The following is a 25,819-nucleotide window of genomic DNA, read 5'->3' as shown; positions in this document are numbered from 1 at the left end:
CGTCAGGCTCCCAGTCGGTCGAGCATGTCGGAGAGGTAGCGCGCCGAGCGGGTGCAGGCCTCGCGAGGGCCTTCCGCAGCGATGCGCGGGCCGACGAGTTCGAGGTCGAACAGCCCGCGATAGCCGAGGTCGAGCACGTCGCGCAGGATCGCCTCCAGCGGGATCGCGCCATCTCCCGGAACCGCTCGGCAGGGCGTGCTGCGGTCGCCGAGGACGTAGTCGCTCACCTGCACCAGCCCGGCCAGCGGCAGGGCGTCGGCGAGGTTGTCGCGCAGCATGGCTTCGGTCCAGCAGGCATGGAGTTCGACGCAGACCCCGATACCGGCGATCCGGGCGAGGAGCGTCGCATCGGGGAGGGTGTGCGCCATGTGGATGTCGGCGTTGAGCGGGGAGGCGTTCTCCACCAGCAACGCGACGCCCGCCTTTTGCGCAGCATCGCGGCAGGGAGCGATGAGGTCGGCGAAGCGCTGGGCTGCGGTTTCCCACGACAACGCGCCGCGCCCTCCAGTCAGGAGATAGATGGAGGGCGCGCCGATTTCCCTGGCCAACTCTATGGTGTGCAGCAGACCTTCCACTGCCGCGCCGGTGTCACGTTCGAGATCTGGATGCACCGCGAAGAGATGATTGATGCAGCCGATCCGCACCGAACTGTCGCGAGCGGCGGCGCGGTCCGTGTCGGACTGGAGGCGGGGCGCGGCGAGCGTGCAATGCTGCACCCCGATGCTGCGGCAGAAGTCGAGGAATGCCGCGGTCGGCTCATCGATCACGGCGACCTGATGGAGGCTGACGCGGGGGTGGATCATGCCCGCACCTCGATAGGTACGCCGAAGCGCTCGCGGAAGGGCGCGAACTCGGCGTTGAGGGCATCGAGGTCGTAGCCGGCATCGGTCAGGACGCTCGTGGAGTAATGGAACTTGCCATGCCGGTCGCCCCTGTTCTCGGCGAGGTACCGGTGCATCGCCGCTTCCTGCCGCTCGCCGAAATCGCGCCCGGCGAAGCGGTAGTAATCGCGCACGGTGCCGATGGGGTCGGCTACAAAATCGCGGTAGAGAACGTGATGGATGCGCGGGTCGTTCACCAGCGGGTTCGCCATGGTATTGCCGATCGACCAGCGGACCCGTTCGAGGTGCGCCTTCGCTTCTTTCACCAGATCGATGCGGCCGACGATACCTTCCATGATGTCCGACATCATCATCGTCGAACTCGCCGCCACCATGACCGGATCGCGGTGCAGCCAGACCAGCGTGGCGTCGGGATAGGCGTCGAAGAACGCCTCCAGCCGCGTGGTGTGGAAGCCCTTGAGCACCCAGTACTTGCGCTCCCGCCCATGCTGGAACGCCTGCAGCATGGCCTTGTGGATGCGGTACTGCGCCGGCGGGTCGGTCGGCAGGCCCATCGAGAGGTTCTGCATCGGCACGCGCCACCAGGCGGTCGGCGTCATGACGCGAAAGTCGAAGGCCCAGGTACGCTCGTCCTCGGGCAGTCCGTCGCCGAGCATGTCGTTGTAGGGATGGCAGTGCAGCCACTTCGCCATCTTCGCATTGATCTCGCGCCATTCCGCATCGGCCTGCGCGTAGCGGGGGTCGAGCCCCTCGACCGTGCCGGGCGGCGGGGAGGGGTGCATGACTTCGGCGAAGCGCAGCGCCCGCGCGTCCGGGTCGACCGACATGAGCGCGTGCATAAGCGTCGTGCCCGAGCGCGGCTCTCCGCTGGCGAACATCGGCCGTTCGATCACCTCGTCGGCGAGGGGAAAGTCCTTGCGGTCCTGGAAGAAGCGCAGCCGGTCGGTGAGCAGCCAGTGGATGTTCTGCGCCGCCGCCTGCCGTCCTGTCGCGTCCATCGGGATCGTGTTGATGTGCGCCATGGCCAGCGCGAAGCGTTCGGGGAAGCTCTCGTCCGCCCAGTCCGACAGGCCGGTCCCGGCCATGGCATGCTGCAGCAGTTGCTGCGCGTCGAGGTCCGCCATCGCCTCAGCCCTCCACCAGCTTCCGGATTTCGTCCTCGGTCTCGCGGACCTTGGCGGCGGAGGTGGCGGAGAACTTCATGCCACCCATCGCGCCGTATTCCATCAGCTTGTAGACGCGCATCCCGGCGTCGGCGAAGCCCTTGATCTTCACCGCCACCTCTTTCGGCGTGCCGACCGGCAGGATGTCGCGGATGGCCTGCGGGTTCATCTCCTCGCAGAAACGGACCATGGCATCGCGGCTCAGCTTGACCGGATCGAAGTCCATGATGCCGCGCCAGTCCGGACCCATCGGATGCTCATGGCCGAACTGCGCGAGATCCTTGGCGGTGATCATCAGGATGATCGACTTGACCATCGGCGCGCGCAGCATCTCGTCGATCTCGTCGGGCTCGCCGATCAGGGCCATCTGGGTGATCGCGGGGGTGAAGTGGCTCATGTCGCGGCCCGCCGCGTCGCCCGCGTCGAGGATGACCTTGAGCTTCGCCGCATAGTCCTCGGGCGTCCACGATCCCGCCGGCCACCAGCCGTCCGCCTCGCGCCCGGTGATGCCCAGCATCCTCGGCCCCGCCGCGCCGAGCCAGATCGGCGGCGCCTTGCCGTCGAAGAACTCGGTGTCCATCCGCGCGTGTTCGAGATGGAAGAACTCGCCCTCGAAATCGACCGGGCCGTCGGCATGCCACAGCAGCTTGATGACGCGGATCGCCTCTTCCAGCCGTCCCACCGGCTTGGCGAAGTCGAAGCCGTAGGGGACGGTGTTCTCCAGTTCCCCCGAGCCGAGGCCGAGGATGAAGCGGCCCTTGGACAGATGGCTCACCGTCAGGGCCGACTGCGCCAGCATCGAGGGATGCCGCCGCACGGTATCGACCACCGTGGTCGCCAGCGGCGTGCTCTTCGTCAGCACTGCAGCGGCGGCGGCGACCGCCATGCCGTCGAGGTGGCGGTGCGGGCTGGGTGACGCTTTGGCGAGGTCGGTGAACTCGGGCGTCCAGATCGAATCGGGCCAGAAGCTGACCATGTGATCGGGCAGCCAGATCGAATGGTAGCGGCCCGAATCGTAGTCCCCCACCATGTCGATGCCGAGCGGCAGGGTCGTGCGCAGGAAGGCGGCGGGCTGCACTTTCATCGGGCGCTCCTCTTCAGCGGCGCATCGCCGCGACGATGCCGCGCGTGCGCCTCTTTGTTAGGAGCCCATGGGTGGTCTAGGCGTCGCTCAAAGCAAATTCCCATTTGGGGATGAGAACATGGCGGGAGAGAACCTCATCGTGCCCCTGATCGGGGGGCTGGTCGAAGACCCGCCATGGCGCGGTTTCCTCGACGCGCTGCGCGATGCGGTGGCGGGCGACTACGCGAGCCTCGTGTTCCGGCCGCTGCCGCTGGGCACGCCCGAGGCGCGGGTGATCCATCTCTATTCGGGCGAGCCTTCGCCGCCGCCGGTTTCGCGGCACTATCGCGAGAATCTCTACCTGCGCGACCCCATGCCCTATCACGAGATGGCGGAGGGGCGGGCGTTCCGGCTGGACCAACTGCTCCACCTCGGTGAGCCGGCGCACGACGCCTACCTGACGCAGCTGCTGGTGCCTTCGGGCATGAACCACCTCAGGATGATCCGCTTCGCCGAGAAGGGCGGCACAAGCGGCTGGATCACCGTGACGCGGCGGGAGAACGAGTTCGGCGAAGAGGTCGATGCCCTGCTGGAGAGCCTTGCCCCATACCTTCGCGCCGCACTCGGCACCTTCGTGGCGCTGGAGCGCGAGCGGATGACCGCCGCCGTCGCGCGCGAGGCGGTGCGGCGGATGAATTTCGGCTGGCTGACGCTGGATGGCGAGGGGCGCGTGCTCGACGCCGATCCGCAAGGGACGCGGATGCTGGAGGGCGGCGGGCCGATCATGCGGGGGAAGGACGGCAGGCTCACCGCGCGCGATCCGGCGTTGCGTCGCCAGTTGCCCGCCGCGATCCGCGAGCTTGCCGTTGACCCACAGGCCCGCCCGCGTGCGCTGGTGCTGAGCCGTGAGCCCTGGCTGGACCTGCTGCTGGTGCCGTCCGGCCAGCGCATGGGCACCACGCAGGCCGCGCCCGCCATCGTCTGCTACCTCCACGCCGACAACTGGTCCTCCGCCGACCGCTGCGACCAGCTGGCGCAGCTGTTCGACCTCGCGCCCAGCGAGGCGCGGCTGGCGCTGGCGCTCAGCCGGGGCATGTCGATCAGCGAGGCCGCGCCGGAACTCGGGCTGACGGTGGAATCGGCGCGGACGTACTCCAAGCGCATCTATGCCAAGACCGGCGCGCGGGGGCAGGCGGACCTCGTGCGGTTCATCCATCGCTCGGTGCTGGTGATTGCGTGATCGGATACATCTAGTGATCGCGCCAGAGCGATTAGAACATATGTTCAGCATTTTTCGTTGACTGCGCAGCGTGCCGACGCCAGCCAATGAATACGAAACGAACGGGAGAGCACCGCAGATGACCCAGCCACTTGCAGGAAAGGTCGCGCTCGTGACCGGGGCTTCCTCGGGCATCGGGGAGGCGGCGGCGCTGTGTCTGGCGGAGGCCGGGGCGGCAGTGGCGATGACGGCGCGGCGGGCGGAGCGCCTCTCCGGGCTGGTTGCGCAGATCGAGGCGGCGGGCGGCACTGCGCTCGCCATTCCCGGCGACATGATGGTGGAGGACGACGCGCGCCGCGCCATCGCGGAGACGGTCGAGAAGCTGGGGCGCATCGACATCCTCGTTAACTCGGCCGGGATCATGGAAGCGGGCGGGATCGAGAACTGCGACACCGCGATCTATCGCCGCGTCATCGACATCAACCTGATGGGCACGGTCTACACCAGCGCCGCCGCCGTGCCGCACATGCTGGAGCAGGGCGTGGGCGACATCATCACGATCTCCTCGCTCGCCGGGCGCAAGGGAGGGCCGATGACCAGCGCCTATTCGGCCAGCAAGCACGCGGTCAACATGATGACCGACGGCATGCGGCAGGAACTGGGCGGCAGGAACATCCGCGTCACCACGCTGATGCCCGGCGCGACCGAGACGGAAGTTGGCGACAACATCTCCGACCCCAACTGGCGCGCGGCGATCCAGGCGCATGTCGCCAAGGAGGGCGCGGTGAAGCCCCGGGACATCGGCGAGGCTATCGTCTTCATCCTGTCGATGCCGCGCCGCACGAACATCTCGGAAATCTCGATCCGGCCGACGATCGACACTTCGGCGTGAATGGAACGATGACCCAGCCCCAGGGCGTCATTGCGAGCGTAGCGAAGCAATCCATGGTCGGCCCGTGATGCTGGATTGCTTCGTTACGCTCGCAATGACGAACGGGCGAACGACATAGGGAGAAGGACGATGGCCGGAAGGCTTCAGGACAAGGTCTGCATCATCACCGGCGCGGGTTCGGGCATGGGGCGGGCAATGGCGCGGCTGTTTCATGCCGAGGGGGCGAAGCTGGTGCTCGCCGATATCTCGGGCAAGGAGGACGAAGTCGCGGCGGAACTCGGCGGCGATGTCGTCTCGATCCACTGCGACGTCTCGGACGAGGCGCAGGTGCAGGCGCTGATCGCCAAGGCCGAGGACAGCTTCGGCCGGCTCGACGTGCTGTGCAACAATGCGGGCTTCGGCGGCGGCATGGCCGCGCTGCACGAGCAGCCTGTGGAACTGTGGGACAAGGTCCACGCCACCAACATCCGCGGCGTGTTCCTCGGCATGAAGTACGGGATCGCTTCCATGCTCAGGACCGGCGGCGGGGCCATCGTCAACACCAGCTCGGCCTCCGCGGTAGTCGGGTGGAAGCACCACGGCGTCTACAGCTCGGCCAAGGCGGGGGTGCATCAGCTGACCAAGGTGGCCGCGCTCGACTACTCGGATCGCAACATCCGCGTGAACGCCGTCGCGCCCGGAACGATGTGGACCGGGCTGGTCGAGGCGTCGAAGACCCACGACGCCCCGCCCGAGGGTTTCCCGACGCTCGCGGGCATCCCGATGGGCCGCTGGGGGCGGGCGGAGGACATCGCGACCGCCGCGCTGTTCCTCGCCAGTGACGAGGCGAACTACATCACCGGCGTCATCCTGCCGGTGGACGGCGGCTATTCCATCGGCTTTTCCGGCATGGGGGCCGAGCGTCCGGGCATCGTCAGCGTCAATTCCGACGGCACCTAGAGCCGCCTTCCCCTTTTCGTCATTGCGAGCGCAGCGAAGCAATCCAGCGGTCAAGGCGAGCTCTGGATTGCTTCGCTACGCTCGCAATGACGAATCCGGAGCGGGCTTCCCGCCCTACAGCCAAGGCGCGACCGGCAGCCCCGCCAGCGAGAGATCGGCCCAGAGATACTCCGTATAATGCCCGATGCGCCGCCGGGTATCGACGTAGCAGAAACAGAGCTTCTCCGCTGGCGAGGGCTCGGCGGGGAACAGCAGCGCGAACTGGTCCCCGCTCGCGCGCACGCCCGCCAGCAGCGCTTCCCATGCGGAGTAAGGCCCCGGAACCGCCACGGCTACGTGGTGGAAGTTCAGGACATGCGCCGACAAGTCCACCGCATCGGTGTAGATCTGCGTCACGCCCGATACCGGCTCGATGATCTCGAACTGGCGCAAGGCGCCCGGCGCGCCGATGTTGGCGATGGCGGACTTCACGCCCAGCCTTCGCCGCTCGCCGTAGGACATGACCTCGATCTCGGCCTCGCTGCGACGCAGGCCGGTGATGCCGAGTTCCGCCTCGGCATGGGCGATGGCAGCGTCCATGTCGCGCGTGGCGTAGCTCATCTGGATGAGCTGCCCGTACCGCGCGCCAAGGTGCGTCATGCGCCCTGCTTCACCGGGATGCGGTAGCGTTCGATGTAGTCGGCGAAGGCGTGATGCACGCCCTCGCGCGTCAGGCCGTAGCGTTCCAGCGAATAGTCGTGCTTGCCGTGCTTCCCCTTGGGGTTGGCCGCCATGTAGGCCTGCATCGCGGCCTCCGCCTCGGGCGTGAAGGGATCGCCGAAGTGCTCGTAGATGCCCCGGCACACGCCGATCGGATCCTTCATCACGTCCACGTACTGCACGTCGAGGATCGCGTCCGCGCCATGCTTCGCGCGGAAGGCGTCCTGCCGCTCGATCATGATCGCGAAGGTTTCCATGAACGAGCGGCCGATCCCTTCGAGGTCGACGTCGTCCGAGTAGATGCGCCGCACGTTCTCGATCAGGCTGCCGATGGAGCCGAGCACGTCCGCCGGATCGCGGTGCGTCATGACCAGTTGCGCGTCCGGATAGACGTCCTTCAGCGCATCGAGGAACAGCGGATGCCACGGGTTCTTGAGCGTCCAGCGCCCGCCCGCCTCGGCCTGGAGCAGTTGCAGCAGGCGCTTGTGGAAGCGGAACGCGGGGCCGTAGTCCGCCTCGTGCAGCAGCCAGTGGCGATAGCCGGGAATGTCGGCCTGCGATTCGAAGACCTGCGCGCAGAACGAATAGGTCATCGAGAACTGGCATTCGGTCGGGCTGTCGGCATCCTCGTAATGGATCGCGGCGATCTGCGGCATGTATTGCAGCGAGGCCTGCGTCTGGTCCTGCATCTTGCGCCAGCGTGGACCGGCGCGCAGTTCCTCGGGGCGCGGAGGCGGCACCGGATCGTGGGATTCCCAGCGCAGGAACGGGCGGCGCGCCGGGTCGGCGGCGAGCAGGTTGATGACGAGCGTGGTCCCCGTGCGCGGTAAGCCGAAGACGAACAGCGGTTTCTCCACCGGGCGCTCTGCCAGTTCGGGATGGCGGGTCATCCAGTCCTCGATCCGCATCCGCCCGGCCACGTACTTCACCAGATCGCGGCGTGCGAGTTGTGTCCCCCGCTCGGTGAAGCGGGCCTCCCCGGCGTAAGAGTCGAGCAGCTTCTGCAAGCCTTCGAGCACTGCCGGATCGCCGATTTCCGTCAGCCCGGTCTCCGCGCGGGCGGCTGCGATCACCTCGTCGAGCGTCATGCCGGTTCGTCCTTCCCCATCGTCTTATCGTCGCCACGGTGATGCCTGGGGTGGGTGATTGCAAGATAGTGGGCACTCCTACAGACTTGCCTCAAAGGCGGCGAACCCGCGCGGAGGAGAGGTAAAACCCATGGATTTGAGCGAGGCGAGACATGCTTTCGTCACCGGCGGCGCGAGCGGCATCGGGCTAGGTATCGTCGATGCGATGGTCCGGCGGGGTCTGCGCGTCACCGTCGCGGACATCGACGCGGAAACGCTCGCGCGCGTGGTGGCGGAACGGTGGGAGGGCGTGCGTGGCGTCGTGCTCGATACCCGCGACCGCGATGGCTGGGCACGAGCCAAGGCCGAGGCAGAAAGTGCGTTCGGCCCGGTCGACGTGCTGGTCAACAACGCCGGCATCGCCCCCAACGGTCGCGAGTTCGCGGACATGGACCCGGAGAGCTTCGACCGCATCGTCGCGATCAACCTCGGCGGCGTCGCCAACGGCGTCTTCGCCTTCGCGGCGGACATGCGTGCGCGGGGGCGGGGGCATGTGGTCAACACGTCGTCGCAGGCCGGGCTGACCGCGAGCGTGCCGGGGGTGGGGGCCTATGCCACCGCCAAGTTCGGCGTCACCGCGCTTACCGAGGCGCTGCGGCAGGAGATGGCCCCGCACGGCGTCGGCGTGTCGCTGCTGTGCCCCGGCTACGTCGCCACCAACCTTGCCGAGACCACGCGCAAGATCGGCGGGGAGATCCGCCAGTACGCCGGTTCCATGCCGCCCTCGACGATCACGCCGGATGACGTGGGCGAGATGGTCGCAGCGGGCATTGCGGCGGACGAGCCGGTCATCGTCACCCACACCCGCGTCTGGCGCAGCGTCGAGCCCCGCTTCACCGCGATCCGCGAAGCCTGCGAGCGCCGGGACGCGGCGGCATGAGCGAGGAGCGGCTGGCCCGCATCGAGGCGCACATCGTCATCGCCGATCTCGTCCACGGCTATGCAAGGGCCGTGCGGCGCGAGGCTTACGAGGACATTCCGGCACTGTTTGCACCCGGCGGCACCTTCGAAGTCCGCTTCGGCGCGGCGGACAAGGCGGAGTTCGCCGTGCGCCAGCGGTTCGAGACGCCCGATGCGCTGGCCGCGTTCCTCATCGAAGGGCGCGGGCGGCCGCATCCGGTGCCGCTGATCCACAACCTGATGATCGCGGTTTCCGGCGATACGGCTGAGGCGAACGCGCTGATGGTCGCGGCGATCACCGGCACCGACAAGGAAGTGCGCGGGGAATATCACGATCGCTTCGTGAAGCAGGACGGGCGCTGGCTGTTCGCGAGCCGGGTTTACACGGTGTTCTGAGCCCAAGTTCCTCCCCGGAACGGGGAGGGGGACCGCCGCGAAGCGGTGGTGGAGGGGGAGAGTTCAGGCAATTCCCCCTCCGTCAGCCCTTCGGGCTGCCACCTCCCCGAGACAAGCTCGGGGAGGAATTGTCACCGCCGCTCCACCGTGACCCCGCCGAACATCATCCCCTCCGCCGGGCCGGTGAGAACGTCCATCGGGAACACCTTGGGCACCGCGCTCACCGCGTCCAGCCGCGCCAGCTGGCTCTCATCCAGCGTCAGGTCCAGCGCGCCGAGGTTGTCCTCAAGCTGCGCGGGGGTGCGCACGCCGACCACCGGGGCGCACGTCGCCGGGTTCGCCAGCGTCCATGCCAGCGCCACCTGTGCCGCAGTGCAGCCGATCTCCCGCGCCACCTCGACCACCACGTCGGCGATGTCGAGGTTGCGCGCGGTCAGCTTGCCCGTCACCGCGTTGATCGCCTTGCGCGAGCCGATCGCGTCCATGCTGCCGGTCGTGTCGAGATCGGCGCGGGTGTACTTGCCGGTCAGCATCCCCTGACCGAGCGGTGCCCACGGTGATACCCCCATGCCCATCTCCCGCGCCATCGGGATCAGTTCGCGCTCCACCGTTCGCTCGACGAGGCTGTACTGGATCTGGAGCGCGCAGAATTGCGTCCAGCCGCGCAAGTCGGCGATTGCCTGCATCCGGCTCGCCTGCCAGGCGGGCGTGTCCGAAAGGCCGGTGTAGAGCACCTTGCCGCTCGCCACGAGATCGTCGAAACCGCGCAGGATCTCGTCCACCGGCGTGCGGAAGTCCCACATGTGGAGGTAGAGCAGGTCGATGTAGTCGGTTTGCAGCCGCCGCAGCGAATCCTCGACCGAGCGGACCATGTTCTTGCGCCCGTTGCCCGCCGCGTTGGGGTCGCCGGGGCGGGTGGTGAGCGAGTACTTGGTGGAGATCACCAGCGGATGCCGTCGCCCCTTGACGATGCGGCCCAGCCATTCCTCCGAGCCGCCCATCTGGCCGTAGAAGTCGGCGGTGTCGATGAAGTTGCCGCCGCGTTCGGTGAAGCGATCCACCACGGCGCGCGCCTCGTCCTCGCTGCTGCCCCAGCCGCCCTCCACGGCGAAGGTCATGGTGCCCAGCGCCAGCGGCGAGACGCGCAGGCCCGAGCGGCCGAGCAGGCGGTAGTGATCGAGGCTGGTCGCCATCGTGTGTTCTCCTTTCGGGCGGGGTTGTGGCGCGTGTCGAGGGGGCTGGCCATGCGGGGAGAGCCATGCTTCCCGCTGGATCAAGAGAGCCTGCCATCCGGCAACGTCCCCGTCGTACTTTGCTTCGTCATTGCGAGCGCAGCGAAGCAATCCAGCGGCGCGAGCCGACCGTGGATTGCTTCGCTGCGCTCGCAATGACGAACGAACGGGCGATACATTGCATCGCCCGCCGCCCGCGCGTAGCACGCGGGCATGATCGCGCACGTCGAACCCTTCCACGCCACCACCATCGGCCGCCTCGCCTACGAACTCGCCGCCGAGGGGCGCGACGTGATCCACATGGAGTACGGCCAGCCGTCCACCGGCGCGCCCGCCGCCGCCATTGCCGCCGCCCATGCGGTGCTCGATGCCGAGGCGGGCGGCTACTGGGAGAGCCCGGCCCTGCGCGAGCGGATCGCGCGCCACTATGCCGAGGCTTACGGCGTCGAAGTCTCCCCCGAGCAGGTGTTCCTGACCTGCGGCGCCTCGCCCGCCTTCGTGCTGGCGCTGTCGTGCCTGTTCCGGCCCGGTGCGCGGGTGGCGCTCGCCCGGCCGGGCTATGTCGCCTACCGCAACGCCATGCGTACGCTCTACATCGAGCCGGTGGAGCTGCCCTGCGGTCCTGCCGAGCGCTATCAGGTGACGGCCGCCGCGCTCGACGCGCTGGACCCGGCGCCCGAGGGGCTCATCATCGCCAGCCCGGCCAACCCCACCGGCACCGTGATCGCGCCGGAGGAACTGGCGGCCATCGCCGAAGTCTGCGCGCGCAAGGGCATCGCGGTGATTTCGGACGAGATCTACCACGGCCTGACCTACGGCATGACGGCGGACTCGCTGCTGAGCCATGTGCCCGATGCGCTGGTGGTGAACAGCTTTTCCAAGTGGTTCTCGATGGCGGGCTGGCGGCTCGGCTGGCTGGTGGTGCCGCCGCACCTGATCGAGCCTGCGCGGGCGCGGATCGCCAACCTGTTCCTGACCCCGCCGGTGCTGGCGCAGCACGCAGGGCTCGTCGCGTTCGACTGCGTGGAGGAACTGGAAGGCCACCACGCCAACTACGCGCGCAACCGCGAGCTGCTGCTGGCGGCGCTACCGCGCCTCGGCCTCCAGCGGATCGCGCCGCCGGACGGGGCGTTCTACATCTGGGCGGACATCGGCCACCTGACCAACGACAGCTTCGCGTTCTGCCGCCAGCTGCTGGCCGACACCGGCGTCGCCACCGCGCCGGGGATCGACTTCGACCCGGTGGACGGCAACCGCTTCATCCGCCTGAGCTTCGCCGTCTCCACGCCGCAGATCGAGGATGCGATCGAGCGCATGGTGGCGTGGTTCGCCGCCCGGCGCGAGGCGGTCAGCCCGGCCTGACGATGTCGAGCACCTGCCGGGTGAACCACGCATCGATCGCCGCGATCTCCGCCGCGTCGCGCGGGGGCAGCGGCAGGTGGCCGGTGAAGAACACGTAGCCGATTGCCAGCATCGCCAGTTCCAGCGCGCGCACTTCCCCGTCCGCGCCGCCCCCGTCCGTGCTGGCAAGATGCGCGCCCATCGGGACGATGCTGCATTCGGTGAAGACCCGCGCGGCGATGTGCGCCGCCTCCGGTTCGCCCGAGGCCATCGCCATCATCAGCATCGGTCGCGCGGCGTGCTCCTCCTCGCGCAGTGTTCGGGCGAGGGTGCGCGCCATGTCCTCGGGCGGCAAGGCGATCAGGTCGTCGATCCGGATCGCCTCGCGCAGCGCCGCTTCGAACAGACCCGCCTTGCTGCCGTAATAGCGCAGCAACAGCGTGGAACTGGTCCCGGCGAGCGTGGCGATCTCCCGGATGCCGGTGTGCGAATAGCCGGTGACGGCGAAGGCGTGCTGCGCCGCCTGAAGGATGCGCGCGCGCGTGGCCTGGGCGTCGCGCTTGCGGGGAGGGTCTGACGGCATCGGCATGATGCTAACGCTGCTTGACAGGTGTTCAACCCGGACGGATGTTATCAGTTGATAACTTGAGGTGGGAGAGATCTATGGCGACCTTCGTTCTGGTTCACGGCGGCGGGCATGGCGGCTGGTGCTACAAGCCGGTGGCGCAGCGGCTGCGCGCGCTGGGGCACGAGGTTCACACGCCCTCGCTCAGCGGTCTCGCCGACCGCGCCCACCTGATGAGCGCCGCCATCGACCTCGACACCCACATCGCCGACATCGCGCAGCTGCTGGAGTTCGAGGATCTGACCGACGCGATCCTCGTCGGCCACAGCTACGGCGGCATGGTCATCACCGGCGCGGCGGACCGCAAGCCGCAGCGCGTGGGCCACCGCGTCTATCTCGACGCCGCCTATCCGCGCGACGGCGAGTCGCTTTACGAACACGCCTACGAAGCGATCCACGGCGCGAAGCAGGGGCTGCACGAAGTGGACGGGGTGCAACTGGTCATGGCGCCGATGCCGGGCATGGCGGCGTTCTTCGGCGTCACCGATCCGGTGCTCGGCCCCTGGACCGATGCGCGGCTGACCGCGCAGCCGTGGAAGTGCTTCGACCAGAAGCTGGTCCTGACCAACGAGGCGGCGATGCGGGCGATCCCCGAAAGCCACCTCATCTGCACTTCGACGATTCCGGGCCGCGATATGCCGCTGCTGACGGCGCGGTCGGATGGCCGGGTATGGGACATCGACACCGGGCATGACCTGATGCTGACCGAATCCGAGTGGGTTTCCGAGCGTCTGGACGCCATCGCGCGGCTATAATCCGCGAGTCGCAGCGTGGCTGAAGCCGCCGGATGTCGCGTTAGCAAACGATTCAACCTCTAGGTGAAACGCCATATCGCGTCCTGCGGACCCAGAAATGAACGGAAGCTTCATTTCGTTTCTATAAGGTGTAACAAGGTGGGACGCCCTACTTGGGATATGCGCAACTGCGTATTGACGCGGAGCCATTTCCGGGGACTTTGGCGCACCTTCGGAACGCGAAAGACAACGACAACGGCGATGGCTAACACCTTGGACAATTCCGGTAGCGAACGCGCACAGGCCATGCGGCTGCGCGATTTCCTGCACGACTGCACGGGCAGCGCCCCGTGCGAGGAAGCCGACCGGGTGCGCGATGCGATCGCCCTGCTTGGCGGCGGTGGTCTCGACGGGACCGTGAAACTCGATCTGGAACGGATCGACGCCATGCTGGCCAGCGGCGCGGCGCTCAATGCCGTGCTGGAAATCTTGGGCCGTGACACCGCGTTCATGCTGTCGCGCGGCAGCGAGGCCTGCCTGGCGACGGTGGTTCCCTCCGGTGCTTCGGAAGAGGCGAACGGCGAAGGCTCCACGCTGGCGCTGGCGATGCTGGCCGGTCACATTTCCGCCGTTCTGGCCCGGGTCGAGCAGGCGAGCCAGCAGCAGCAGGCTCCGTCGCTGCCGGCGTCGATGCTGCTGCACTGATACTTCGTCATTGACGGCGTTCTGCGGAAAGGGGGTCGATGGCCTCCTTTTTGCGTTCATCGATCCGTCTGGCCCGCGACAGGCCCGACCGGGAGGGGATGACGGCCGGGCCTGCTCCTTCGACTGCGGGTTCAGGTGCCGACGCTCTGGCAACGGTGTGCGTCGACTTGCCTGTCTTACCCGCATCGTGGCTAACGGCCTGTTCACGCCGGGCTCCGGGTTTTCCCGCGCCGGAAGTTCCCGGAGGCGCAGGGGCCGGATCATCGCCGCCGCCGTGGCCGCTTCGCCAGTCAGTTGACCAGCGATGCCTCGATCGCGATGCGGATCGCGTCCGAGGTGTGGTTCGCGCCCAGCTTGTTGAGCATGTTGGCGCGATGGATTTCCACGGTGCGCGGGCTGATCGAGAGCTTTTCTCCGATAAGGCGGTTGGACAGCCCGCTGGCGACGCCGCCCAGAACTTCGCGCTCGCGCCGGGTCAGGCGGTCCACGCGGGCGCGCGCCATGACTTCGCGCAGCTTGGCGTTGCCGAGGCTCTCGGCGCGGGTGATCGCCTTCGCGAGGCTGCCGGTGAGTTCATCGGGCGAGATGGGCCAGGCGATGTAGTCGATCGCGCCGTCGAGGATGGCCTGCACGATCCGCTGCGCGCCGGGCTCTTCCGAGAAGGCGATGATTGGGAACCAGTCCCCATGGGTCGCCATGGTGTCGATCAGTTCGTCGATCGCGCCCGCCTGGTCGTGGATCAGCACGACGCCCGAGCGCGGCCAGGCCATCGCAAGTTCGGAAATGTTCTCGAACGGCTCGACATGGATGCCGCCGCTGGACAGGACATGGCTGATCGCCGCGCGGCGGCGCATGTCACTGTCGATGAGGATCAGGTTCGAGATGAGGTCCACGGCCAATCTCCCATTGGATATGTGCCTAAGGACTTATTCGCATTTCCCCGGCCACGTCGCGCCCGACCTGCTCCGAAACCGAGGCAAACGGCGGGCTAACCGTGGCTAACACGCGCTTTTTCGTGATCTACGCGGTTACCGAAACGGGTGTGAAGTGTGTCGCTTCGGGACTTTTTACGCGCATTCAGCCTGCCAGCAGGGCCTGTCCGATCTCGGCGAAGTCGGTGCGCAGCGCCGTGATCGCCTGCGGATCGAACTCCAGCGCGCTGTCGAGAATCGTCCGCCGCGCGCCCTCGTAGAGCTGGCCGAGCGCGACCGCCATGCCGTCCGCCCCCGCGACGCCCATCTGCAGCGCTGTGATCGCGGTCAGCGCGCGCGTCATCGAGCGGCTCTTGAGGCAGTTGTCGCCATTGGCGTCCGCATGGACGGCGGTGCCCAGCGCGCTGACGAGGTGCTCGTAGCACAAGTGGACCAGTTCGGCCGGGCCTGCGCCGCTGACCCGCGCGTCGAAGTCCACGCGGCGGTAGGCTTCCTGGGGGGAGGTCTGCCGCAGCATGTCAGTTCGACTTGTTCCACTGCGCGATCTGGTTGGTCAGCATCGCGAGGGTGGACTTGCTGGCACCGATGCGCGCCTCTGACGCGGCGTACTGCGCCACCAGCCGCGCGCGCAGCTTTTCCTGCTGCTCGGCAAGGTCGGCCTTTTCCGTGGTGAGGCCGGTCTTCTTCTTGGTGTAGCCCGCGATCGAGCTGCCCAGCGAATAGGCGTCCGACGTGGTGGTGGCGGCGCGGTAGATCTTGTCGACGGTGGCGAAGACGCCGCTGACGCCGTTGGTGAACATCGCCGCGACGCCCCTGGGGTCGGCGGCCTGCGTCGCCGAAAGGCGGCCGGTGTCGAGCGTGAAGGTGCCGTCGCGCTGGATCTTGAGGCCGAGGTCCGCCAGCGTCTTCGCCGCGCCGGTCGCGTTTGGCATGATCGTCGTGCCGCCGAGCGAGGACAGCGAGCGCTTGAGCGCCCGCGCGCCGGGATCGTTGGCAAGGTCGGCGCCGAGCGAGGTCGCGCTGTTGAGCGCCGAGACGACCTCGTTCAGCGCATCGACGAAGTCCTGCATGGAACTTGCGATGGCGCTCGACGGGTCGGAGAAGCTGACGGTGGTCGGCGTGCCGGTGTTGGTTGCGGTGAGCTGCAACTTCACGCCTGGAATGGCGTCGGTGACGGTGTTGGATTTGGCCGTCATCGCCAGCCCGTCCACCTTGAATGCGGCGTCGCTCGCGATGGTCATGAGCTGGCCGCTGCCGGAACCCGGCGACCATGCCAGTGCGGCGAGACTGGGGTCGCCCGGTTCCACTATGAACCCGTTCTGTGCGCCCTCGGTGCCTTTCAGTACCAGCTGCGCGCCGTCCACCGTCGTGGTCACATAGGCGCTCACGCCCGCATCCGCGCCGTTGATCGCGGTCGCCACGTCGGCCAGCGTCGCGCCTGACGGAATGGCGATATCGACGGCGGAATGCGTGGAATCCTGCGCAAATCCGCCGTTCGAGACGGTCCCGAACTTCAGCGTCAGGGTGCCGGAACCGACCGGGCTGGTGGTCGCGGCGAAAGGTGCGCTCGCCAGTTGCTGTCCGCTCGCCAGTTTCGTCACTTCCAGCGAGTAAGTGCCGCTCGGCTGGCTCGATCCGGACAGCGAGGCGCTGGCGACATTGGGCGCAGCGATGTTCGGCGTGCGGGCGAGGCTGCCCGAACGGACCAGCGTACCGAGCGAGGTATTGAGCCCCAGCATCAGCGACTTGATGTTGGAAGCCGCGGAAATCTGCGCGTCCAGCTTGTCCGAACGCGCCGCCAGCCTGTCGTTGCGGGAAGCGAACTGCGCGGTGGCGAGGTTGTTCGCCAGCGCGGTCATGTCCACGCCGCTCCCTCCGCCAAGCGCGGTCACGAGCGAGGTTGTGGTGGCCGAGGTGGTGGAGGAAGTGGTTGTCATGCCTGCAAGAACGGCGGTTTCCGGCGCGGTTTAAGCGAGGGAAGCGGGATCGAGCCGCCCGTCCGCGTCGAACCGCAGCGTCACCGGCACCGAGACTTCGGGCGCGGCGCGCTTTTCCCCGCGCTTCAGCGCCATCACGAAGGCGAGGAGGGCGGCGACGGCGACGTAGTGCTCCTCACGGATCACCTGCCGCTCGCGCGTGGTGTAGTAGACCGAGCGGGCGAGCGCGGGGTACTGGAGCACCGGAACGGCGTGCTCTGCCGCCAGTTCGCGCATGGCGAGCGCCTTGTCCCCGCGCCCCTTGGCGACGACGACGGGAGCGGATGCTCTGGCCGGATCGTAGGACAGCGCGACCGCGAAATGCGTGGGGTTGGCGACGACGAACTGCGCCTGCTTCATCGCCGGGATCAGCCCGCCCATGGCGATCTTGCGCTGCCGGTCCTTGATCGCGGCCTTCTTTTCGGGCGCGCCTTCGGCCTCCTTGGCTTCGTCGCGCACGTCCTGCAGCGTCATCTTCAGGCGCCGGTTGCGGCGGAAAAGCTGGACCGGCAGGTCGAACAGGGCGATCACGAACAGCCCGGCGGATAGCCAGAACAGCAACAGGACCACGGTGTCCCACGCCCACGAGAGTTGGGCGAACACGTCGCCACGTCCCAGCCGCGCGAAGGCGTCGATGCGGCCCTCTCCCCAGGCCCAGGCGATCACGCCGAGCAGCGCGACCTTGGCCAGTCCCTTGGCCATTTCGATCCAGCCGGAGGGGCCGAACACGCGCTTCAGGCCCGACATCGGGTTGATGCGGGAGCCCTTGGGCATCACGTTCCCGCCGACCCAGCGCCCCTGTCCGAAGCCGAGTTGCGAGACGAGCGAGATCGCGATCACCGCAAGGCCCAGCACGACCACCGGCGGCAGCGCGGTGACGAGCGCGACGGTCAGCATCGTGCCCGGGCTGAAATCGTCGAGGCTGGCACGGTCGAAGGTGAAACTCTCGCGGATCAGGCGTTCCGACAGGTCCAGCAGCCACGGGCCCGTCACCTTGAGCCATACCGCGCCGATGGCCATGGAGGCCGCGATCGCCAGTTCGCGCGGACGAATGACGTCGCCCCGCTTCGCCGCGTCGCGCAGGCGCTTTTCGGAAGGAGCAAAGCTCTTTTCGCCTTCCTGCTCGCTCATTCGAACAGCCGCTCCGCATGGTCGAGCGCCTCGGCGGAGAGGCGGGTGACGAGGTCGGTGAGAACCGGGGCGGAGATCATCAGCGCCGCGATGCCGCCCAGCACGCCCATCGGCATGCCGAGCGAGAACAGGTTGAGCGCCGGGGCCGAGCGGCTGAGCACGCCCGCGACGATCTGTACCACCAGCAGCACCAGCGTGACCGGCAGGGCGATGGCGACGGCGGTGAGGAACATCTGCGAGGCGAACGAGGCGACCAGCGAGAACTTCTCCGGCCCCAGCCAGGTCTGGCCCGGCGGGAACACCTCGTAACTGCGCACGACGAGGGCGAACCATTGCAAGTGTGCGCCCAGCGCCAAGAACACCACGGTCATCACGACCATGAAGTACTGGCCGATCGCGGGGGACTGCGTGCCCGCCACGGGATCGACGGCGACCGCCATGTTCATGCCCATGCCGCCGCCGATGACCTCGGCGGCGATGATCGGCGCGGCGAAGGACAGCTGGAGCACGAAGCCGAGCGTGAGGCCGACCATGACCTCGCCCATGACCGACAGGATGCCGATGAGCGACAGCATCTGCGCCGGGGCCTGCACCGGCGTCCACACGCAGACCAGCACCGCCACGCCGCCCGCGACCATCACCCGGACCTGCGGCGGCACCGTCACCGCGCCGAACAGCGGGGCGGCCACCAGCGCGGCGCCGATGCGGGTCATCACGAAGACCAGCCGCCAGAATTCCGCCTCCAGCGGGCCGAAGCCGAAGTCCATCCCTATCAAGGCGTCGCCTGCGTCGTCTGGCCGGTACGGGCGATCTGGTCGAAGATCTCCTGCGTGTAGTCGGCGATCAGCGTCATCATGGAACTGCCCAGCAGCACCAGCACCAGCGCGATCACCGCGAGCTTGGGTACGAACGTCAGCGTCTGCTCGTTCACCGAAGTCGCCGCCTGGATCACGCCGATGACGAGGCCCACCGCCAGCGAGGCCAGCAGGACAGGAGCCGCCACCAGCGCCGTCACCCACAGCATTTGGTCGGCGAGGGCGAGGAGGGCGCTTATGTCGTCCATCAGTGGCGCCCCGCCCGATGGGGCTTCGACAGGCTCAGCCTGAGCGGAGTTGAGAGAGCGGTTTCCGGTTTCCGCTCAGGCTGAGCCTGTCGAAGCCCCCGGCGTGCAAGCCGCTCCATTACCCGAAACTCTGCGCGAGGGAGCCCATCAGCAGCGCCCAGCCGTCCACCATGACGAACAGCAGCAGCTTGAAGGGCAGCGACACGATCATCGGGCTCATCATCATCATGCCGAGGCTCATGAGCACCGACGACACCACCAGGTCGATCACCAGGAACGGCAGGAACAGCATGAAGCCGATCTGGAACGCGGTCTTGAGTTCGCTGGTGACGAAGGCGGGCAGCAGGATCGAGAACGGCACGTCGGCAGCTCTCGCGAACCTCGGCGCTTTGGCCATCTCGGCGAACATCATCAGGTCGCGCTCTCGCGTCTGGCGGATCATGAAGGCGTGGAAGGCCTTGCCGCCGTTCTGGATGGCGACCTCGGCGTTCATCGTGCCTGCGGAGTAGGGGGCGATGGCGGTGCGGTTCACCGTCTCCAGCGTGGGCGCCATGACGAACAGCGACAGGAACATCGACAGCCCGATCAGCACCTGATTGGGCGGCGATTGCTGGAGGCCGATCGCCTGCCGCAGGATGGCCAGCACCACCAGGATGCGGGTGAAGCTGGTCATCATCAGGATCAGGCTGGGCAGGATCGTCAGCAGCCCCATGATGAGGAGCAACTGCAGCGACATCGTCATGCCCGGGCCATCGGTGCCGCCAAGCGAGCCGAACGCCCGGTCGAGCGCGCCGGGGATCGCGGCAGGGGCCTGCGGCGCGGCGGCCTGCGCATGGGCCGTTGCGGAGAGGAGAAGCAGCGGTAGGGCAGCAAGGCTCCTCCCCCAACGGGGGAGGGGGACCATGCGAAGCATGGTGGAGGGGCACGCGGCGGATTGCCCGAGCTTGAAGGGCGGAGTTGTCTCCGGCGCGCGCAGCGAGGGCCGGCAATCCCGAGGGTGCCCCTCCACCACCCTGCGGGTGGTCCCCCTCCCCGTTCCGGGGAGGAACTTCATTCCCGATCTCCCGCCGCGCGCAAGCGGGCCGGAGCCTCGGCCAGTCGCGACAGCCCTTGGCGAGACACCGAAACCAGTATCTCCCGCCCGTGGAACTCGATCACTGCCAGCTTCAGAGTGGGCGAGAGCATCGTCGTCTCGACTACCCGGATCGACTTCGACCCCGCGCCGACACCCGTCCGTGCCTGCACCAGCTTCGCCAGCCGCAGGCAGCCCCAGATCATCAGCGCGATCAGCGGCAGCAGTATCAGCAGCTTGAGGACGTACCACAGCATCAGCCTTCCCCCTCACTCCTGACCGTCGCCCGGCAGGCCGAGGGCGTCGTCGGGCGTGGCGGTTTCCTCCACGCCCAGCATCTCGACGATGCGCAGGCCGAAGCGGCCGTTGTGGGACACGACCTCGCCCTTAGCGATCGGCTTGCCGTTTACCAGCACGTCGAGCAGTTCGTCGGTCATGCGGTCGAGCATGACGAGGCTTTCCGGGCCGAGCGCCAGCACGTCCTTCAGCTTCATCTGCGTGCGGCCCAGCTCGACGGACAGGCGCACATCGACGTCGCGCAGGAAATCGAGGCCGCGGGAATGAATGCTCATGTCTTTACGTGTTCCTCAAAAGGCATTCTGGATCTGGACCGCGACGCGATCCTCGACTTCGCCGACGGTCCCGGCAGCTATGGTGCGCCCGTCAACCCTGAGCGGCACCGCGCGCGCCACCGTCACCGGCAGCACGTCTCCGGGGCGCAGGGCGGAGAGGCGCGAGAACGGCAGGGTCATGTCCACCAGCACCGCCGTCACCTCGATCGGCAGCGAGGCGAAGGGCTCGGTATCGGGGCCGGGGCGGGCGGTGCGCGTGACGGCGCGGCGCTTGCGGCGCGGGGCGACGAGCGCGCTCGCAAGCGTGCCGAGGGGGAAGGCGAGTGCCAGCGACCAGGGCTCGGCACCCGCTTCGTCCACTTCCAGCACGATGCGCAGCAGCGGCTCGCCTGCGCCGAAGGGCGCAAGCTGCGCCAGCACCGTGTCGCGGCGCAGCGGCATGACGCGATGCACGTCGTCCCCGCCCATTCCGGCGGAGAGCGCGGCGGCGATGGCGTCTTCCATGCGCGCGAGCAGCAGTTCGGCGGACAGAGGGAAGCGGGTCGGCAGCGGATCGGGCAGCAGCCCGCGCCCGCCGAAGGTGCGGTCGAGCAGGCGCAGCACCGGCGCAGCCTCGAAGCTGGCGAGCAGCGGGAGGCGCTTGGGGCCGAGGCCCATCAGGCTGTGCGCGGTCAGGCCCGTTTCCTCGGCAATCAGCGCGTCGAGCGTGCCCTCCGCCGGGATGCCGATGCGCACCACCGGAGCCTCCGCACCGGAGACCCGGCCAAGGCCCGAGGGCAGCGTGCGCGCGAGCTTCTCGCCCAGTTGCGTCAGGGGGCGCACCATCTCGGCGATGGAGGGGCCGATGCCGAGCAGTTCGGCGCAGTGCCGGGGCTTCGTGGGAGACGCCATCGCCGCCCTCACTGGATGATGAAGTTGCGGAAGTAGACGGCATCGACGCCGCCGAACCCTTCCTTCCGGATCAGCACCTGGTTGATCGCGGCGGTCATCCGCTGCTGCAGGCGCGCCTTGCCTTCCACCGTGGAGACGTCGTTCTCCGGCGTGTCGGCGAGGATGCCGAGCAACTGCGAGCGGATCGCCAGTTCATGCTTGGACAGCCACTGCAACACGCGCCCGTCGCGCCGGGTGGAGCAGGCGATGCTGGCCTGCACCATGGCGTCGGTGTCCTTGAGGTTGGAGGTGAAGTCGTCGCTGAAGGTGAAGTAGGCGGTGCGGTACTCGTCCCCGCCCTCGCTCTCGGCCTCCTCGCCGCCGCCTTCCCCTTCGCCTTCCTTGGCGGGAGGCGCGTAGGGATCGACCTCGCCTTTCTTCACCAGTTGCGGGCCTTCGGGCTTCTTCGCCTCGCTGGCATGGCCGCCGATGATACCCGCCGCCGTGAGCCCGAAGACCGCGCCGCCGCCGACGACGAGCATGGCCACGGCGACGAGGACGAGCCCCATCTTGCCCTTCTTCTTCGGTTTTTCCTCGCCGTCACCGGCCGGTTTGTCACTCATTCACGTCGGTCCCTGTTCGGTCGGCGATAAGGTCAGGCGTAGACATCGCTGCCGCCCGAGCGCTGTTCGCGCCCGCGCTGCTGTGAGCCGGACTGCGGCTGGTCCCGTTGCCCGGACGAGTGCGAGCCGCCCTCGCGCCGCGCCTGCTGGCCGGAGGCATCGGCGCGGGCCTGCTGCTGGCTCTGGCCGCCCGCGTGTGCCTGAGCGGTGTTCTGCGACTGGCCCTGCTGCGGCGCCGGATTGTCGTGACGCGGCTGGTCGGAATTGGCCGCAGAACCGCCCGCCATCGAGGCCACTGCGGCCTGCACCGCGCCGGTGAACTCCGGGTCATGGCTGGCGAGCGTCACCGAGAGCCCGCCGTCGTCGTGCCGCAGCTGCATGGCGACGCGCCCGAATTCGGCATGTTCGAAGGCGGTGCGCACCAGATGCGGAGCCGCCGCCTCGCGCGCCTCGCCCAGGCGGGCAACGAGCGTGTCGAAATCATGCTGTGCGTCGGCGGGCGGGGTGGAAGTAGTGACTTCGATTGTGCCGGTGGTGGCGGGCACTGTCTCGGCAAGCGTTGGAACTATCGATGCGGTGTGCTGGGCCGTCGTGGGAAGCGGGCGGATAGCGGCTGCCTCGCTGTCGCGGGGCTTGATCGAAAGCGGCTCTTCCGTCGCATCACCATGCGCTGCGGTTGGTGCCGTTACAGGGTGCGCATCGGCGGTCGTGGCCGTGAAAGCGGCAGGCGTGGCCACGGGCATGTTTACGCCTGGGACGGTGGGCTCGATCGGCGCAGCAGGTCGCGGAGATGGAGCGGCGTTGATGCTCGGCCGTGCCTTAAGGGAAGGTGCCGGAATCGGGGGGAGAGCTTCCAGTGCGGCAGAGGTCAGCCCATGGCCGGTCTGCGCAGGTAGAGCAGAGGCGACAGGCGCCGGTGCTACAGGTATGGCTCCGGGTGCTAGTGGCGCGTTCGGAATGGCGCGAGGCTCGGTGCGCACCACGTCGATCCGCTCGAACCTGATTTCGGGCGAGGGTATCGAAGTCACCGCAGCGGGACGGATGGCGCTCGCTGCAAGGGGTGTCGCGTTCGGTCGGACTGTTTCCGTCAGAAGAGCCGTGCTGCGGGGTGCCGTGTCGATGATGTGTGCTTGCCTGCCGGGGGACGGCAAGGCGGCAAGAGGTTCGGCAGCCCCGGAAGCAGGAAGGATCGGCGTGGATGGCAGAACTGCCGCAAGCGCCTCTGCCGGAACGGGCTGCGCAAGGCCGTCCGGCAAGATGTTGCCGCTGTCCTTGCCGCCCGAAGCTTCGACTTTGCCGACCGCATGGGCAGGAAGCTGACCGTGACCGCGCGAGGTTTCGCGCGATGGCTTTGGTACAGGGATCGCGGCAGACACGTCGCCGCCCGGGCGAAGCATGGGAAGCGCAATGGCGGCGGCCAGTGCGTTGTGCGAGGCGACGATTGCGGGCCGTCCCTCAGGCGCGCCGTTTGCAGGCCGTGGAGCCTGCGTCGTCGCCGGGGGAGGGACCGTTGCACCGGGCGGCATGATCGGGGTGCCAGCCGGTACTTGAGCGCGCGGTGCATGACGCGGAAGCGCGGCTGCTCCGGCCTGAAGCGCGAGTGCTGCCAGTCCGTCCTTCAGCGTCTCCGCCGTCGCATCACCGACCTCGGGCATCGCAGGCGTGAACTCACCCGTGTGAAGGGCGTGCTCCGGCGTCACAGGCTCGCCCGGCCCATCGAGCAGAGCCGCGAACGTCGCGGCGGGCGGTGCGGCTCCGATGGGCGATGCCAGCGCGGCGGCAATGGCTCCGATGGGCGCGGCGCTGGAAGTCGAGGCTGTAGTCTGGATCATGCGGGGCCGGTCCTCACTGGTTCGTCGCCTGCTATTCAATTTCCGTGCCAGAGCGGCGCTTGCCGCCCAGCACGGGTTGCTGCGCCTTGGCGGCAACCACGCGCGCTTGCGCCGCCGCACGGTCCTCGATGGCGGCACGGCGGCGTTCGGCCTCGATCAACTGCTGTTGTTTGGCGTCGGCGATGGAGCGGGCGCGCTCCGCTTCGCCGTCGGTGGTGCGGGTGATCGTGCGCAGGCCGCCGACGAAGCGCCCGACCTGATGCAGCGTCGCGCCGTCGACGGCGTCGCGGCGGGCGGCGTATTCACTGGCGAGGCGTTGGGTGCGCTCGGACAGGTTCTGCAACTGCGCCAGCGTGCCCTCGGCCTGCGCGGCTTCGGTGGCGGCGGCCTGCTTGGCGATGGCGCGCAGCTTCTCCAGCCGGTTGAGGCGGGCCAGCTTCTTCCTGTCTGCGGTCATCCCAGCAGTTCCCGCAATTGCGCGGCGCTCTGCTCCAGCGTGACGACTTCTCCCTGCGGCTGGCAGAGGAAGCCGGTGAGCGCGCCGTGCATGGCGATGGCGCGGTCGAGCTGGGGGTCGGCGCCCTGCCGGTACGCGCCCATCAGCACGAGGTCGCGGTTCGCCTCGTAGCTCGCGGTCAGAGCGCGGAAGGTGCGGGCGGCGTGCTGGTGCTCGCGCCCGACGATGTCGTTCATCACACGGCTGAGCGAGGCGGCGATGTCGATGGCGGGATACTGCCCGCGCTGCGCCAGATCGCGCGCGAGGACGACGTGCCCGTCGAGGATCGAGCGGGCAGTGTCGACGACGGGATCGTCCTGGTTGTCGCCATCGGCGAGCACGGTGTAGAGGCCCGTAACCGCGCCGCCGCTGGCTGCGGAGTTGCCCGCACGCTCGACCAGCTTGGTGATGGTGGCGAGGGCGGAAGGGGGATAGCCGCGCGCGGCGCCGGGCTCTCCCAGCAAGAGGCCGATCTCGCGTCCGGCATGAGCGACGCGGGTGAGGCTGTCGAGGATCAGCAGGACGTTACGGCCGTGCGCGCGGAAGTGCTCGGCCATCGAGGTGGCCAGCATCGCGCCGCGCAGGCGCAGGTTGGGGGCGTGATCGGCGGGGACGGCGACGATGACGGTCTTGTGCCGCTTGGCGTCGTGCATGTGGCGTTCCACGAAGTCCGAAACTTCGCGCGCTCGCTCGCCGATCAGGCCGACGACGATGATGTCCGCGCTGGCGCCATGCGCGATCGTGTCGATGAGGACGGACTTGCCGACGCCCGACCCGGCCATGACGCCGATCCGCTGGCCGATCCCGAAGGTGGTCATGGCGTTCAGCGCGCGCACGCCGGTATCGAAGGGGCGGCGCACCGGGCTGCGGTCGAGCGCGGAAGTGCGCACGCCGCCTGCGGGCCATTCGAGGCGGGTGTGGATGGGCAGGCCGCCATCGATCGGCAGCCCCTCGCCATCGACGGCGCGGCCGAGGAACGCCTCGCCCACCGGGAGCATGCCGGGGTGGCCTTCGGGCACCACGCGGGCGCCGGGGCGCAGCAGGATGGTGTCGCCAAGGAGCATCATCATCGTGCGGCCGTTGCGAAAGCCGATCACCTCGGCGGCGAGGGTGGCGCGCCCGTTGGCGACCTTGCACAGCGCGCCGACGGGTATGGAGAGGCCGCTGACTTCGAGCAGTCCCCCGTCGCAGGCGGTGACGATGCCGAAACGGCGCGGGCCGAGTTCGGCGGGCGCGGCGGCGAAGTCGGCGAGGATTTGGGCGTAGGGGGAGGTCATCGGGCTGACCTTCCCGGGCAAAGGGTTTCACGCGGAGGCGCAGAGGCGCGGAGAAGAAAAAGGGTTCGCGCAAAGGCGCAAAGGCGCAAAGGGATGGT

At 68.2% G+C, this 25,819-nt stretch carries 29 protein-coding genes; 8 read left to right on the top strand and 21 right to left on the bottom strand.

The window, feature by feature from the left end; all coding sequences use genetic code 11:
• Positions 1 to 2: 2 nt before the first annotated feature.
• From LO787_RS18680 to LO787_RS18670, 3 genes are read right to left on the bottom strand one after another with little or no spacing between them, the layout of a single operon-like run.
• Positions 3 to 803, bottom strand: a complete 801-nt coding sequence (locus LO787_RS18680) for a sugar phosphate isomerase/epimerase family protein (RefSeq protein WP_232492487.1) — start codon at positions 801 to 803, stop codon at positions 3 to 5.
• A complete protein-coding gene (locus LO787_RS18675; RefSeq protein ID WP_232492486.1) occupies positions 800 to 1,966 on the bottom strand; it encodes a sulfotransferase family protein in 1,167 nt (388 codons plus the stop codon). The genes LO787_RS18680 and LO787_RS18675 overlap by 4 nt, the downstream gene beginning before the upstream one ends.
• A gap of 4 nt (positions 1,967 to 1,970) precedes the next feature.
• On the bottom strand, positions 1,971 to 3,089 hold the full coding sequence (locus LO787_RS18670) for an LLM class flavin-dependent oxidoreductase (RefSeq protein WP_232492485.1): 1,119 nt from the start codon (positions 3,087 to 3,089) through the stop codon (positions 1,971 to 1,973).
• Between the two features lie 118 nt (positions 3,090 to 3,207).
• On the opposite strand from LO787_RS18670, the gene LO787_RS18665 reads away from it, so the two are divergent.
• From LO787_RS18665 to LO787_RS18655, 3 genes are all read left to right on the top strand, one after another.
• A complete protein-coding gene (locus LO787_RS18665; protein WP_232492484.1) occupies positions 3,208 to 4,308 on the top strand; it encodes a helix-turn-helix transcriptional regulator in 1,101 nt (366 codons plus the stop codon).
• A 118-nt stretch (positions 4,309 to 4,426) separates the two neighbouring features.
• On the top strand, positions 4,427 to 5,179 hold the full coding sequence (locus LO787_RS18660) for an SDR family oxidoreductase (protein WP_232492483.1): 753 nt from the start codon (positions 4,427 to 4,429) through the stop codon (positions 5,177 to 5,179).
• Positions 5,180 to 5,308: 129 nt separating this feature from the next.
• The gene (locus tag LO787_RS18655) at positions 5,309 to 6,118 is read left to right on the top strand and encodes an SDR family NAD(P)-dependent oxidoreductase (RefSeq protein ID WP_232492482.1); all 810 of its coding nucleotides are present in this window, start codon (positions 5,309 to 5,311) and stop codon (positions 6,116 to 6,118) included.
• Between the two features lie 114 nt (positions 6,119 to 6,232).
• On the opposite strand, the gene LO787_RS18650 is transcribed toward LO787_RS18655, so the two are convergent.
• Entirely contained in the window at positions 6,233 to 6,757 is a 525-nt protein-coding gene (locus tag LO787_RS18650) for a VOC family protein (protein WP_232492481.1), read from the bottom strand.
• The gene (locus tag LO787_RS18645) at positions 6,754 to 7,905 is read right to left on the bottom strand and encodes a sulfotransferase family protein (RefSeq protein WP_232492480.1); all 1,152 of its coding nucleotides are present in this window, start codon (positions 7,903 to 7,905) and stop codon (positions 6,754 to 6,756) included. The genes LO787_RS18650 and LO787_RS18645 overlap by 4 nt, the downstream gene beginning before the upstream one ends.
• Positions 7,906 to 8,035: 130 nt before the next feature.
• Between LO787_RS18645 and LO787_RS18640 the strand changes: the two genes are divergently transcribed.
• Together LO787_RS18640 and LO787_RS18635 are read left to right on the top strand one after the other, a co-directional pair.
• Entirely contained in the window at positions 8,036 to 8,824 is a 789-nt protein-coding gene (locus LO787_RS18640) for an SDR family oxidoreductase (protein ID WP_232492479.1), read from the top strand.
• Positions 8,821 to 9,240, top strand: coding sequence for a nuclear transport factor 2 family protein (locus LO787_RS18635; RefSeq protein WP_232492478.1), 420 nt, complete (start codon positions 8,821 to 8,823; stop codon positions 9,238 to 9,240). Before LO787_RS18640 ends, LO787_RS18635 begins: the two co-directional genes overlap by 4 nt.
• A gap of 131 nt (positions 9,241 to 9,371) precedes the next feature.
• On the opposite strand, the gene LO787_RS18630 is transcribed toward LO787_RS18635, so the two are convergent.
• Positions 9,372 to 10,433, bottom strand: a complete 1,062-nt coding sequence (locus tag LO787_RS18630) for an aldo/keto reductase (protein ID WP_232492477.1) — start codon at positions 10,431 to 10,433, stop codon at positions 9,372 to 9,374.
• A gap of 252 nt (positions 10,434 to 10,685) precedes the next feature.
• On the opposite strand from LO787_RS18630, the gene LO787_RS18625 reads away from it, so the two are divergent.
• Entirely contained in the window at positions 10,686 to 11,834 is a 1,149-nt protein-coding gene (locus LO787_RS18625) for a pyridoxal phosphate-dependent aminotransferase (RefSeq protein WP_232492476.1), read from the top strand.
• Here LO787_RS18625 and LO787_RS18620 read toward each other — a convergent pair.
• Positions 11,821 to 12,396 (bottom strand): TetR/AcrR family transcriptional regulator, encoded by a 576-nt coding sequence (locus tag LO787_RS18620; RefSeq protein WP_232492475.1) that lies wholly within the window; start codon positions 12,394 to 12,396, stop codon positions 11,821 to 11,823. The two genes, LO787_RS18625 and LO787_RS18620, sit on opposite strands and share 14 nt — an antisense overlap.
• Positions 12,397 to 12,476: 80 nt before the next feature.
• On the opposite strand from LO787_RS18620, the gene LO787_RS18615 reads away from it, so the two are divergent.
• Positions 12,477 to 13,193 (top strand): alpha/beta hydrolase, encoded by a 717-nt coding sequence (locus tag LO787_RS18615; RefSeq protein ID WP_232492474.1) that lies wholly within the window; start codon positions 12,477 to 12,479, stop codon positions 13,191 to 13,193.
• Between the two features lie 252 nt (positions 13,194 to 13,445).
• Entirely contained in the window at positions 13,446 to 13,877 is a 432-nt protein-coding gene (locus tag LO787_RS18610; protein ID WP_232492473.1) for a hypothetical protein, read from the top strand.
• Between the two features lie 290 nt (positions 13,878 to 14,167).
• On the opposite strand, the gene LO787_RS18605 is transcribed toward LO787_RS18610, so the two are convergent.
• The 14 genes from LO787_RS18605 to LO787_RS18540 form a co-directional block, all read right to left on the bottom strand.
• Positions 14,168 to 14,770 carry a response regulator transcription factor gene (locus tag LO787_RS18605; protein ID WP_232492472.1) on the bottom strand — a complete coding sequence of 201 codons (603 nt, stop codon included), beginning with the start codon at positions 14,768 to 14,770 and terminating at the stop codon, positions 14,168 to 14,170.
• Positions 14,771 to 14,954: 184 nt separating this feature from the next.
• Positions 14,955 to 15,326, bottom strand: coding sequence for a flagellar protein FliS (locus LO787_RS18600; protein ID WP_232492471.1), 372 nt, complete (start codon positions 15,324 to 15,326; stop codon positions 14,955 to 14,957).
• A gap of 1 nt (position 15,327) precedes the next feature.
• Positions 15,328 to 16,746, bottom strand: coding sequence for a flagellar filament capping protein FliD (fliD, locus tag LO787_RS18595; protein WP_232492470.1), 1,419 nt, complete (start codon positions 16,744 to 16,746; stop codon positions 15,328 to 15,330).
• A 30-nt stretch (positions 16,747 to 16,776) separates the two neighbouring features.
• Positions 16,777 to 17,916: an EscU/YscU/HrcU family type III secretion system export apparatus switch protein gene (locus LO787_RS18590; RefSeq protein ID WP_232492469.1), complete on the bottom strand. Its 1,140-nt coding sequence runs from the start codon at positions 17,914 to 17,916 to the stop codon at positions 16,777 to 16,779.
• Entirely contained in the window at positions 17,913 to 18,683 is a 771-nt protein-coding gene (gene fliR / locus LO787_RS18585) for a flagellar biosynthetic protein FliR (RefSeq protein WP_232496368.1), read from the bottom strand. Before fliR ends, LO787_RS18590 begins: the two co-directional genes overlap by 4 nt.
• A 5-nt stretch (positions 18,684 to 18,688) precedes the next feature.
• Positions 18,689 to 18,979, bottom strand: coding sequence for a flagellar biosynthesis protein FliQ (gene fliQ, locus LO787_RS18580; protein WP_232492468.1), 291 nt, complete (start codon positions 18,977 to 18,979; stop codon positions 18,689 to 18,691).
• A gap of 118 nt (positions 18,980 to 19,097) precedes the next feature.
• Positions 19,098 to 19,892 (bottom strand): flagellar type III secretion system pore protein FliP, encoded by a 795-nt coding sequence (gene fliP / locus LO787_RS18575; protein WP_232492467.1) that lies wholly within the window; start codon positions 19,890 to 19,892, stop codon positions 19,098 to 19,100.
• A 137-nt stretch (positions 19,893 to 20,029) separates the two neighbouring features.
• A complete protein-coding gene (locus LO787_RS18570) occupies positions 20,030 to 20,308 on the bottom strand; it encodes a flagellar biosynthetic protein FliO (protein ID WP_232492466.1) in 279 nt (92 codons plus the stop codon).
• Positions 20,309 to 20,320: 12 nt separating this feature from the next.
• Entirely contained in the window at positions 20,321 to 20,623 is a 303-nt protein-coding gene (gene fliN / locus LO787_RS18565; protein WP_232492465.1) for a flagellar motor switch protein FliN, read from the bottom strand.
• A 15-nt stretch (positions 20,624 to 20,638) separates the two neighbouring features.
• The gene (locus LO787_RS18560) at positions 20,639 to 21,514 is read right to left on the bottom strand and encodes a flagellar motor switch protein FliM (RefSeq protein ID WP_232492464.1); all 876 of its coding nucleotides are present in this window, start codon (positions 21,512 to 21,514) and stop codon (positions 20,639 to 20,641) included.
• 8 nt (positions 21,515 to 21,522) lie between these two features.
• Positions 21,523 to 22,116, bottom strand: a complete 594-nt coding sequence (locus LO787_RS18555) for a flagellar basal body-associated FliL family protein (protein WP_232492463.1) — start codon at positions 22,114 to 22,116, stop codon at positions 21,523 to 21,525.
• A 32-nt stretch (positions 22,117 to 22,148) separates the two neighbouring features.
• A complete protein-coding gene (locus tag LO787_RS18550) occupies positions 22,149 to 23,948 on the bottom strand; it encodes a hypothetical protein (protein ID WP_232492462.1) in 1,800 nt (599 codons plus the stop codon).
• A gap of 31 nt (positions 23,949 to 23,979) precedes the next feature.
• Positions 23,980 to 24,405 carry a hypothetical protein gene (locus tag LO787_RS18545; protein WP_232492461.1) on the bottom strand — a complete coding sequence of 142 codons (426 nt, stop codon included), beginning with the start codon at positions 24,403 to 24,405 and terminating at the stop codon, positions 23,980 to 23,982.
• On the bottom strand, positions 24,402 to 25,721 hold the full coding sequence (locus LO787_RS18540) for a FliI/YscN family ATPase (RefSeq protein ID WP_232492460.1): 1,320 nt from the start codon (positions 25,719 to 25,721) through the stop codon (positions 24,402 to 24,404). Before LO787_RS18540 ends, LO787_RS18545 begins: the two co-directional genes overlap by 4 nt.
• Positions 25,722 to 25,819: the final 98 nt, after the last annotated feature.

Source organism: Novosphingobium kaempferiae, assembly GCF_021227995.1.
In the GTDB taxonomy this organism is placed as follows: Bacteria; Pseudomonadota; Alphaproteobacteria; order Sphingomonadales; family Sphingomonadaceae; genus Novosphingobium; species Novosphingobium kaempferiae.
Note: the sequence above shows the minus strand (reverse complement) of the source record. Positions and strands in the feature narration are given on the sequence as shown.